The 11,143-nt window shown below is 74.5% G+C and carries 10 protein-coding genes; 5 read left to right on the top strand and 5 right to left on the bottom strand.

Annotated elements, in window-relative coordinates; genetic code table 11:
* Positions 1 to 90: 90 nt before the first annotated feature.
* Entirely contained in the window at positions 91 to 696 is a 606-nt protein-coding gene (locus FXF68_RS30070; protein ID WP_148765124.1) for a biotin transporter BioY, read from the bottom strand.
* A gap of 157 nt (positions 697 to 853) precedes the next feature.
* Positions 854 to 1,594: a spermidine synthase family protein gene (locus FXF68_RS30075; protein WP_148765126.1), complete on the bottom strand. Its 741-nt coding sequence runs from the start codon at positions 1,592 to 1,594 to the stop codon at positions 854 to 856.
* A gap of 167 nt (positions 1,595 to 1,761) precedes the next feature.
* Here FXF68_RS30075 and FXF68_RS30080 point away from each other — a divergent pair, with 167 nt between their 5' ends.
* Entirely contained in the window at positions 1,762 to 2,283 is a 522-nt protein-coding gene (locus FXF68_RS30080; RefSeq protein ID WP_222870149.1) for a GNAT family N-acetyltransferase, read from the top strand.
* 77 nt (positions 2,284 to 2,360) lie between these two features.
* On the opposite strand, the gene FXF68_RS30085 is transcribed toward FXF68_RS30080, so the two are convergent.
* Positions 2,361 to 3,218, bottom strand: coding sequence for an SDR family oxidoreductase (locus FXF68_RS30085; RefSeq protein ID WP_148765130.1), 858 nt, complete (start codon positions 3,216 to 3,218; stop codon positions 2,361 to 2,363).
* 897 nt (positions 3,219 to 4,115) lie between these two features.
* Here FXF68_RS30085 and FXF68_RS30090 point away from each other — a divergent pair.
* A complete protein-coding gene (locus FXF68_RS30090) occupies positions 4,116 to 5,048 on the top strand; it encodes a S1C family serine protease (protein WP_148765132.1) in 933 nt (310 codons plus the stop codon).
* A 281-nt stretch (positions 5,049 to 5,329) separates the two neighbouring features.
* Here FXF68_RS30090 and FXF68_RS30095 read toward each other — a convergent pair whose 3' ends face one another.
* Positions 5,330 to 6,361 (bottom strand): Rv2578c family radical SAM protein, encoded by a 1,032-nt coding sequence (locus FXF68_RS30095; RefSeq protein WP_187438169.1) that lies wholly within the window; start codon positions 6,359 to 6,361, stop codon positions 5,330 to 5,332.
* A gap of 164 nt (positions 6,362 to 6,525) precedes the next feature.
* Between FXF68_RS30095 and FXF68_RS30100 the strand changes: the two genes are divergently transcribed.
* The 3 genes from FXF68_RS30100 to FXF68_RS30110 all read left to right on the top strand — a co-directional run bounded on the left by FXF68_RS30100 (position 6,526) and on the right by FXF68_RS30110 (position 9,988).
* Positions 6,526 to 8,322, top strand: coding sequence for a glycoside hydrolase family 10-like protein (locus tag FXF68_RS30100; protein ID WP_148765134.1), 1,797 nt, complete (start codon positions 6,526 to 6,528; stop codon positions 8,320 to 8,322).
* Between the two features lie 52 nt (positions 8,323 to 8,374).
* Complete coding sequence (locus FXF68_RS30105; protein WP_067886258.1) at positions 8,375 to 8,572, top strand: DUF3040 domain-containing protein; 198 nt, start codon at positions 8,375 to 8,377, stop codon at positions 8,570 to 8,572.
* A 504-nt stretch (positions 8,573 to 9,076) separates the two neighbouring features.
* Positions 9,077 to 9,988: an ATP-binding protein gene (locus FXF68_RS30110; RefSeq protein ID WP_148765136.1), complete on the top strand. Its 912-nt coding sequence runs from the start codon at positions 9,077 to 9,079 to the stop codon at positions 9,986 to 9,988.
* A gap of 29 nt (positions 9,989 to 10,017) precedes the next feature.
* Here FXF68_RS30110 and FXF68_RS42625 read toward each other — a convergent pair whose 3' ends face one another.
* A complete protein-coding gene (locus FXF68_RS42625; RefSeq protein WP_187438170.1) occupies positions 10,018 to 11,139 on the bottom strand; it encodes a helix-turn-helix transcriptional regulator in 1,122 nt (373 codons plus the stop codon).
* Positions 11,140 to 11,143: the final 4 nt, after the last annotated feature.

Below are 11,143 nucleotides of genomic sequence, written 5' to 3' on the forward strand. Positions count from 1 at the left end.
CCCGTCCGCCCGGCGCCTATGCGCGCCGCGCGCGAGACGCGGGACGCGAACCGGGCGGACGGGTGCTCTACGGGGCGGGCGGGCCGGGGGTCAGCGGCGGCGGGCGGCGCCGGTCAGCTTCCACGCCGCCGGGAGCAGCCCGGCCGCGAGCAGCACCTTCAGCGCGTCCCCGGCCAGGAACGGCGTCGTCCCGAGGTCGATCGCCTTGCCGAGCCCGACGTGCAGCGACGCCATCAGGTACGGGACGCCCGCCGCGTACATGATCGCGGTGCCGGCGAGCATGGTCGCGACGGTGCGGGCGGGCGTGCGGTCCCCGCCGCGCTGGGCGAGCCGTCCGACGACGGCGGCGGCCACGACGAACCCGATGACGTAGCCGAGCGTGGGCGAGCCGGTGCCGGAGTCGCCGTCGGTGAACCACGGGACGCCCGCAATCCCGGCGAGCAGGTAGACCAGCATGCCCAGGGCGGCGCGGCCGAAGCCGAGCGCGGCGCCGGCCAGCAGGACCGCGAAGGTCTGCCCGGTGACCGGCACCGGCGTGCCGGGCAGCGGGACCGCGACCTGGGCGGCGAGGCCGGTGAGCGCGGCCGCGGCGGCGACGAGCGCGGCGTCGCGGGCCAGGGCGCCGGGCAGCAGGTCGCCCAGGACGGCGGGACGCCGCCGGGCCGCGGCGCCGGCGGCTGCGTGGGCAGTAGCCACAGATCCTCCCAAACGTGTGTTCGTCAGGGCGAACCTAGCGAACGCGGACACGGGGGTGGATCACGCGGGGTACGGAAACGGACGCCCGCGCTTTGCCGCGCCCGCCCCTTGACACCGGCCGGGCCGGTCGTCCCTCGCGGTGCCGGGTGCCGTGGGGTCAGGCGGTGTGGCGGGGGCGGCGGGCGAGGTAGACGACGTCGGGCTCGCCGCGCGGCACCGGCACCGGCCGGGCCTCCACGGCGGCGAACCGGTCCCCCAGGAGCGCCTCGAACGCGGGGTCGGCGGCGGCGCTCCACACGGCGAGCGTCCCGCGCCGGGTGAGGCGGGCGGCGAGGAGGGCCAGCCCGGCGGGGGAGTACAGGCGGGCGTTGCCGGGGGTGACGGTCCAGCCGGGCCCGTTGTCGATGTCCAGGCACAACGCGTCGAACCGCCCACCGCCTGGCGCGCCGGGCTCGGCCGCAACGAGCTCGGCGACGGCGGGCTCGGTGGCGGCGGGCTCGGTGAGGACGTCGAGGAGATCGGCGCAGCGGACGGTGACGCGCGGGTCGTCCACCGCGCCGCGCGACCAGGGCCGCAGCACGCCGTGGTGCCAGTCGACCACGGCCGGTTCGCGCTCGACGACGGTGACGTGCGCGACCTCGGGCAGGTCGAGGGCCTCGGCGAGGGAGAACCCGACGCCGAGCCCGCCGATCAGCAGCCGCACCGGCCCGTCCAGCCCTTCGACGGCGGCGCGGACCAGCAGCCGCTCCGACGTCCCGTCCCGGGTGTCCATCAGGAACACGCCATTGCTGATGATCTCGTAGTCGGCGCCTGCGCGGCGCAGCACGAGCTCCCCGCCGACCCCCTCGGCGCGCTCGACCACGACCGGCCCGCCGGACGTCCCCGGAACCACTCCCATGCCCGCACCCTACGCCGTACCCGGACCGCCACGGCCGACCCGCCCGTCCCCCTCGCACCGGCCGCGCCCGCCGACGCCATCCCGCCCGCCCGGCAAGGCCCCTCCGCCTGCCTGGGCTCGGGCGAGGGGTGGTGTCCGGGACGCGCGGCGGCCTACGGTGAGGGATCGTGGACGATCATGTGCGGTTGCGGCCCGTGGCCGAGGAGGACCTCCCCTTCGTCGAAGCGCTGCGCACCGACCCCGACCTGTGTGGACCGTTCCTGTGGGAGGGATGGCGCGACCCGCACCGCTTCCGCCGCCGCTGGCAGGACGACGGATGGCTCGGCGACGACAGCGCCCTCCTGATCGTCGCGCGCGGCGCCGACGCCCTCGGCATGGTCTCCTACCGGCGCGTCGAACTGACCGGACCGGTGTGGTGCTGGAGCATCGGAGCCCTGCTGGCGCCCGAAGCCCGCGGCCAGGGCCTCGGTAGCCGCGCCCAGCGCCTCCTCGTGGACTACCTGTTCCACCACACCCTCGCCCACCGGATCCAGGCCGAGACCGACGTCGACAACATCGCCGAGCAACGCGCGCTGGAAAGGATCGGATTCACCCGCGAGGGCGTCGTCCGCGCCTGCTCCTTCCTCGGCGGCCGCTACCACGACAAGGTCGTCTACAGCATCCTGCGCACCGAAGTCCCCCCATCCTGACTCCGCGCCACTGTTCCGCCGTGACGGACTGTGACGGACTGTGACGGGCCCGAGACGGCAGCGGGCCTGCGGATCGGCTACCGGAAGTCGTCGGCGTGGTCGAGCGCCCATGCGTCGAAGCCGATCGCTGGGCGGCCCAGGATCTCCGCGACGGTGGACGTGGCCGGTGAGTTCCCGGCGGCCGCGTCGTCCAGGAACCGCAGCACCGCCTCGGCTTCCCACCCCCGGAAGAACCGCGAGAACCGCCGCATCGCCGCCTCGCGAGACAGTTCCTTCACCCGGATCCGTCGGCCCACGGCACGGCCGATCGCGGCGACCTGGCCACGCTGGGAGATCCGAGCCGGACCGGTGAGCAGTCCGCTCACCACCGGCTCAGGGGCACCGGTGAGCGCGGCGCAGGCGACGGCGGCGACGTCCCGCTCGTGGATCGGCGCGGTCAGCGCATCCGGCCGATACAGCGCCACGCTCCCGGCCGCGCGGATCTGGTGTGCCCAGCCCAGAGCGTTGGTCGCGAGGACGAGCGGACGGATCGGCACAACCCTCACATCCGAGTTGGCGGCGAACGCGGCTTCAACCTGGCGGTGCCTCTCGGTGATCGCGTTGCCCGCCGAGGTGGGATGGACCACGCTCCCCGAGGACAACAGCACGATGCGCCCCACCCCGGCTGCGCGAGCCGCCTCGACGACACCGTTGACGCCCTCATGGTTGGCATAAAGGAACACCTGCCCGGCGCCCTCGAACGCGGGGAGAAGACTCGCCGGGTCGGTCAGGTCCGCGGCGAAGACCTCGACGCCGTCCGGAAACCGACCGGGCTCCGGCCGCCGCGCGGACGCGCGGACCGGGACGCCCTCAGCCAGAAGCCGCTGGAGAACGAATCTGCCGACGCTCCCGCGAGCTCCCATGACCAGGGTGGGCTTGAGATCAGAACGTGCCATGACCGGCTCCAATGCGCGTAGTCCCTACGCGCCACGGAGACCCGGATCGGCCGACAGGGCGTTCCGACGCAGCACCCCGCCACCGCCAAGCATAACTCCATGATCAGAACGGCCGGAGATCTCCGATCCGGTGGGATGCCGCACCCCACGACTCCCAACGGCCCGTGGACCAAGTCACCCACCGTGACAACACCATCCAAGGTCCTACGGCCGTAGCCGTGATCGGCTATCAACCGAGCCGTACCCACTGCCCACAGGGACCCACCGTCCACGAAGACCTGCGGCGGGTTGCGGAGACCTACGGCGAGTCGCAGCGGGTCGCGGCGGAGTCCCAGGTGCCGGTTGACCTCCCCGGCACGAGCACGAGCGGGGTGAAGGAACCGGTCGATCAGCCTGGCCCCGGGGTCCGTCCTCCAGCGCCGGTGCGGCGGGACGCCTTCGCCAGCTCCCGCGCTGACCACCGAGGAACTCCCCGGCCAAGGCCAACCAACCCGCCGAGGCCAACCAACCGATCGAGGAGGACGACCCATCGAGGAGGACGCGCTGCTTGGGGAGGCGCGGGGCAACGAGCCGACCCGGCTTCCGGGTCACGCGGCCCCCTGGCCTGTGGGCGCGATGATCCTGGGGGGTGAGTCCGGAGTGGTCGTTCGGGCCGATCGAACCCCGATCAGTGGTGACGGGAACACCTCTTCCCGTTCCGGAGTTACCGTGTAACGATGTAATCATCTGGGAGGTGTGATGATCTCCGACCCCCATGACGACGCAACCGACCACCCGCAAGAACGTGCCCGGGACCGCCTGCAGGACCGTTCACAGGAGCGCCCGCAGCAACGTTCAGGCGATGGCCGCTCGGTCGACGGCCGTTCCCCGGGCGAGGGAGCGGCGGGCGAGGAGGCTATGGACGCCTACTCGCGTGTCGTGTCCGCTGTCGCGCGGGAGCTGACGCCCCGGGTCGCGGCGTTGCGTGTCCGGCATCGGCGCGGTGAGGGTGCCGGGTCGGCCGTGGCGTTCACCGGCGATGGGTTCCTGCTCACCAACGCCCACGTCGTCGGGGACGCCACCGGCGGGCAGGTCGCGTTCGCCGACGGCGCCACTGCCCCGTTCAGCGTCGTCGGCACCGACCCCCTCTCCGATCTCGCCGTCGTCCGCGCGGACGGCCCCGTCCCCGATCCGGTCACCCTCGGTGACAGCGACGACCTGGTCGTCGGGCAGCTCGTCGTCGCCGTCGGCAACCCCCTCGGCCTCGCCGGGACGGTCACCGCGGGCGTCGTGTCCGCGCTCGGCCGGTCCCTGCCCACACGGCAGCCCACCCGCACCGGGACCGTCGCCCGCGTCATCGAGGACGTCATCCAGACCGACGCCGCCCTCAACCCCGGCAACTCCGGCGGCGCCCTCGCCGACTCCCGCGGCCGCGTCGTCGGGGTCAACACCGCCGTCGCGGGGATCGGCGTCGGCCTCGCCGTCCCGATCAACGCCACCACCCGCCGCATCATCGGCGCGCTCATCCGCGACGGACGGGTCCGCCGCGCGTTCCTCGGACTAGTCGCCGCGCCCGTCCCCGTCCCCGCCGCCATGCGGCCCCGCATCGGCCAGGACGAGGCGCTGCGCGTCGCCGAGGTCGTCCCCGGCAGCCCCGCCGACCAGGCCGGGCTACGCCGCGGCGACCTGGTCCTGACCGCTGGCGGCACGCCCGTCTCACATGCCCAGTCGCTGCAGCGGCTGATGTTCGCCGAAGCGATCGGACGGCCCCTCCCCATCACCGTCCTGCGCAACGGCGCCATGGTCGACGTCATCGCCGCCCCCGTCGAACTCGACGCCGAACACGCCTGACCCGGGACCGAACACACCCGCCTCAGACCGAACAACCCCGACCCCGGCCCAACAGCGCCCGACCGGCTCCACCCGTCGACCGGCTCAATCAACCTGGCCGACCAGGCCGAACACACCCGACCAGGCCGAACACCGGGCGTCAGGGGCGCGGGCCCGCCGTCACGCCCGGCCTCGCGCCCGAGCGTCTATCACGCCTGACTTCGCCTTCCCGGCCATGCCTGACGCCACTCCCGCCATGCCCGCCGTCGCGCTGACCGCGCGCCTGTCGTGCGTGACTTCGGTCAGAGCAGTGTCAGCTGCCGTGGTGGCGTGGAGGGCGGGGTCGGCCGGGCGACGGGTGGGGGTGCGCGGCGGCCGGTGATGCCGTAGCGGTCGGCCAGGTCGCGGACGCGCCGGGACACCCGCTCCTGGTACTCGCGCGGCGCGTAGGAGCCGCCCCGGTACAGCCGCGCGTACGGGACGACCAGCTCCGGATGGTGCTCGCGCAGCCACGCCAGGAAATGCTCCCGCGCCCCCGGGCGCAGATGCAGCGTGATCGCCGACACCGACGTCGCACCCGCCTCGGCGATCGCCCGGACCGCCGCGTCCAACTGGGCGGGGGAGTCCGACAGGTAGGGGATCACCGGGCCCATCAGCACCCCGCAGCCGATCCCCGCCTCGTTCAGCGCCGCGCACACCGCCAGGCGGCGGCGCGGCGGCGGGGTGCCCGGCTCCGCCAGCCGCCACAGGTCGGGGTCGACCGAACCCACCGACACCGCCGCGCCGACCGTGGTGCGCTCGGCCGCCTCCTGCAGCAGCGGCAGGTCCCGCAGGATCAGCGCCCCCTTCGTCAGGACAGAGAACGGGTTGGCGGCGTCCCGCAACGCCGCGAGGATCCCAGGCATCAGCCGGTAGTGGCCCTCCGCGCGCTGGTAGCAGTCGACGTTGGCGCCCAGCGCGATGTGCTCGCCCCGCCACCGCGGCGACGCCAGCTCCGCCCGGACCCGCTCGGCCGCGTTCACCTTCACCACGATCCGCGAGTCGAAGTCGGCGCCCGACCCGAGGTCGAGGTACTCGTGGGTCTTGCGGGCGAAGCAGTAGACGCAGGCGTGCGAGCAGCCCCGGTAGGGGTTGACCGTCCACCGGAACGGCATCCGGGACGCGTCCGGCACCCGGTTCACCACCGTCCGCGCGCGGACCTCGTAGAAGGTCATGCCGCGGAACTCCGGCGTGTCGAACGTCCGGGCCACCGCGCCCCGCTCGATCAGCGGCACGCCCGCGCCCACGTCGGCGTCGCCCGCCTCGCCGTCCAGCCGCAGATGGTCCCAGCGCACACCCCACCCCTCTCGAACGTGTGAGCGAATCCGCGCGCCACCAGTATGGAACACGTGTTCGATGATCGCAATCCGCGGGCGGCACAAACACGCACGTTGCGGGATAACACGGGCATCTCGGTTTGGGCCGAAGCATCGCGACCCGTGCGTAACAATGGGCCGCTATGGCATCGCGATCCACGATCACGACGACGGCAGGCGAGCCCCCAACCGAGTCCCTGGCCGAGCCCTCGGCCGGGCGCGGCGCGGGCGGCCGGTCAGGCGGCCGGTCACGCGATGGCGGCGCGGCCCGGGTCCAGGTCCCGGCGGGGCTCCTCGGCGCGCTCCGCGCGCGGGGCGCCGCGGGGCTCGCGGCCGGGCTCGCGGCGGGCGCGGTCGCCGGATGCGGCATCCCCGCGTTCGGCGGCTCGGGCGAGTCCGACACCGGGACCGGAGCGCCCGTCCCGTCCGGTGCCGCCGCCGAATGCCCCCGCGTCGGCCCGCCTCCCGCGTCCAGCGGACGCGACCTGCGCGCCATGTGGATCGCCACCGTCGGCAACATCGACTGGCCGAAGAACCCCCGCGCGTCCGCCGACGAGCAGAAGAAGCAGTACGTCCGCCTCCTCGACACGGCCGCCGCGATGCACATGAACGCCGTGTTCGTGCAGATCCGCCCCAACTCCGACGCGTTCTACCCGTCCCCCTACGAGCCCTGGTCGCAGTGGATCACCGGGACGCAGGGCAAGGACCCCGGCTACGACGTCCTGGCGTTCATGCTCAAGGAGGCCCACGCCCGCAACCTGGAGTTCCACGCCTGGTTCAACCCCTACCGCGTGTCCCGCCAGGACGACCTGAAGAAGCTGTCGCCCAAGAGCCCCGCCCGCCAGCACCCCGACTGGACCCGCAAATACGGCGGTGGACTGTGGTACGACCCGGGCCTGCCGCAGGTCCGCGACCTGGTCACCAACGCCGTCCTGGACGTCGTCCGCAAGTACGACATCGACGCCGTCCACTTCGACGACTACTTCTATCCCTACCCCGAGGGCGGCGAGTTCCCCGACGCCGCCACCCACAAGACCTACGGCGCGGGCATGAGCAAGGGCGACTGGCGGCGCGCCAACGTCAACACCCTCGTCCAGTCGCTGTCGAAGCGGATCCACGACGCCAAGCCCTGGGTCCGGTTCGGGATCAGCCCGTTCGGCGTGTGGCGCAACAAGAGCACCGACCCCGCCGGGTCGCCCACCAGCGCCCTGCAGAGCCACGACGACATCTACGCCGACACCCGCACCTGGATCAAGAAGGGCTGGCTCGACTACGTCACCCCCCAGCTGTACTGGCCGATCGGCGACCCCCGCGCCGACTACGCCAAGCTCGTCGCCTGGTGGGCCGCGCAGGTCAAGGGCACCCGCGTGCAGCTGACCATCGGGCAGGCCGCCTACCGCGTCGGCGAGAACGCCACCTGGCGCAACCCCGCCGAACTGTCGCGCCACCTCACCCTCAACGCCAAGTACCCGCAGGTCAGGGGGGACGTGTTCTTCAGCGCGTCCGACATCGCCGCCAACCGGCGCGGGTTCGCCGCCCGGATCCGCGCCGACCACTACGCCCGGCCCGCGCTCCGGCCCGTCGTCGAAGGCCGCGGCGGCGCCGCGCCGCCCGCCGTCCAGAACACCTCCGCCGCCCCCGCCGACGGCGGCCAGGGCGGTGACGGAGTGAAGGACGTGAAAGCCGTGAAGGGCCTGAAGGTCACCTGGCGGGCCTCAGAGGGCGCCGCGTCCTACGCCGTCTACCGGGTCGACGGCAAGGGCCCCGCCTGCGCGGCCGTCCGCCCCGCCGACCTCATCGCCGACGTCCGCGGCGGCGGGATCGTCGACCCGTCCGCGAAACCGGGCCGCACCTACACCTACTACGTCACCGCCCTCGACCGGCTCGGCCACCAGAGCGGCCCCGCACGCGGCGCAACCGCCACCGCACCCCAGGGATAATGATCATGTTCGAGGGGGAGGAACCAGACACCTGACCCCCGGAGGTACGAGCATGTCGCTGTCGATGGAGGAGCAGCGGATCCTCTCCCAGATCGAGGTCCGCCTGAGCGAGGACGACCCGCGGCTGGCCCACCGGCTCGCCCGGCTCGGCACGCGCCGCCGCCGCGCCCGCACCGTCGTCATCGCCGCCGCCGTCATCGTCGTCGTCCTCGCCGCGATCGCCGCGCCGGTCATCGCGGCCGTGCTGTGACACCGCCGCCCCGCCGTCGCGGGCGCCGCAGCGACCCCGCTCCCCGACCTCCGTGACCTCGGGGCGGGCCATGGCGCCCGCCCCGAGCGGACATGCGAACGCCGACGCCCCGGCGAGGACAGCCTCGCCGGGGCATCGGCGTTCAAGCCGGTGTGGTGGTCGCCTCACGGCGAAAGGCACAACGAAGCTCCAGCCCGGACCGCATGGGACCGGCGGTATTCCCCGAAGGCGTCAGGTAGAGCCCGGGGGACACATGCCACACCGACCCACCCACTGTAACGGCTCCACGGCACTGCCTCCTCCACCGCGTCCCCCCGAGCACCGATCACCTCACCCGCGGGTGACGCTTCCCCTACGCCTGCGCACCGTCCCGGCCGACGGCGCGTCCCTGCATATGACCCTGAATACGACCGAACGCGGCAAAGGGGCGGCGGGGGCCGCCCGCCTGCTGCCGTGCCGCGACCCGGCACGGCACCAGGCAGACGGGGACGAGGAGACGGGCACGTGAACACCACGGGGACCGGGACCAGACCACCCACCACCGACACGCACACCAACGGCGAGAACACCCTCGACGACACCAACGACGACACCTTCGACAGCGACCTCGGCGACGACCTGGACAGCGACCTCAGCGGCGCCCAGCGAAGCCGCCCCACCCGCCCCATCGGTCGCGACGCGGGCGGCGGCATCGCCGGGATGCGCTGCGAGCCGCACGCGGCCCCCGCCGGCGGCACCGGCGCGCACAGCGAGGCGGGCGGCGGCTACGGCGGTCCCCGCACCGGCGGCGGGACGCGCGGCGAGCCGCACGCGGCGGGGAGCGGCTACGGCGATGCCGGAACCGGTGGCGGGGTGCGCGGTGAGCTGCTCGGAGGGCCCGTCGGTGGCTACGGGGAGGGCAGTGAGGCGGGCGGGGACGGCCGAGGGGCGAGTGAGCGGGCGGCGGGCGTGCGGACGTGGGAGCTGAGCCCCGGCGCCGACGCCGCGTCACGGGCCCGCGCCCTCACCCGCCACGCCCTGCGCGAATGGCACGTCACCGGGCCCGCCGACGCCGACGACATCGTCCTCATCGTCGACGAGCTCGTGACCAACGCCGTCGTCCACGGTGACGGGCCCGTTCGCCTCACCCTGCGCCTGGACGGCCCGACCGACGGCCCACTCGACGGTCCGCCCGTCCGACGCCGCCTCAGCGGCGACGTCCACGACGACGGCGTCCGCACCCCCGCCGAGGCGCCCGCCCCGCCGACCGGCGCGCAGCCCCCCGACTGGTCCGAGGCCGGACGCGGACTCCTCCTCGTCGCCGCACTCGCCACCGCCCACGGCACCCGCCCCGACCCCGCCGACCAGACCGGCAAAACGGGCAAGACCGTCTGGTTCACCCGTCTCCTCGCGCCCGCCCCGCACAACCCCGCCTAACCCGCTCCAACCCGCCCGGCCACGCCCACTCATGCCTGGAGGGGGCAGCGGTCTATCAGCCACACCTCGCCTTCGTCGTCCGTGAAAGGCTCGGGCGGCTCGTCGGTGAGGCGCTCCAGGTGCCATTCGATGTGCGCGAGGGGGCCGCGCCAGCCCGCCAGGAGGTCCGCCAGCGGGCGCGGCGGGCCCGGCGGCCCGTAGGGGCGCGGGTCGGGGAGCTCCTCCTCCCACAGCGCGTCGTCGCAGTCGGCCGCCCAGTGCGCCAGCGACGCCAGGACCTCCTCCAGGTCGCGGACGAGGTCGCCCAGCGACCGCAGCGCCATCGCGTCCTGGATCATCCGCTCCCGCGCGTCGTAGGGCAGCTCCCGGTCGAACACCGGCGGGAACTCCGGGCGCCGCCCCGCCAGCACCGGGTCCTCGCCGGTCGCCGCCGCGCGGGCCGCCGCCGCCTGCCACCGCGTCCACTCCGCCAGATGCCCGAGGACCGTCCGCAGCGCCGCAGCGCCCGCGCCGCCGCCCGACCGGACCTCCGCCGCCGCGTCCCGCAGCCGCGACCGGACGAACTCCACCCGGTCGAGCGTCCACGCCCGCGCCCGGTCAGCCCCGGCAGGGCCGCGCGGGCCCGGCTCCGACCGCGTCCGCGGCACCGGCACCCGCAGCGCCGCCAGCAGATCGTCCAGGTCGCGGACCTCCGCGCCGCGCCCCGACAGGAACGCCGCGCCGATCCGGTCGAGCCGGAACATCCGCGGCCCGTCCCGCATCCGGCACCACCCCACCAGGTACTCCCCGTAGGGGGCGGTGACCAGGCCGTGCGCCTCCACGTCGCGGAAGCTCCGCGCCCCCGCCTGGTCGGTGTAGGCCAGCCGGACGATCCGCCGCGTCCGGACCGCCTCGCCCAGCGTGTCGCGCACCGGCCCCATCAGCGACCCGACCTCGCTCAGCGGCTCCGGCTCAGGCGCGGCGGGCAGCACGTACCCGCGGCCCTTCTCCGCGCGCACCGGCAGGCCCCCGTGCGTCAGCAGCTCCAGGTCGCGGCGGACCGTCCGCGCGCTCACCCCCAGCCGCGCCGCCAGCGCCGCCGCGTCGAGCGGCTCAGGGGACGCCGCGCGCAGCTCCGCGACGAGCGCCAGTAACCGGTCAACGCGATCCACCCAC

It is taken from the genome of Actinomadura decatromicini, assembly GCF_008121305.1.
GTDB lineage: Bacteria > Actinomycetota > Actinomycetes > Streptosporangiales > Streptosporangiaceae > Spirillospora > Spirillospora syzygii.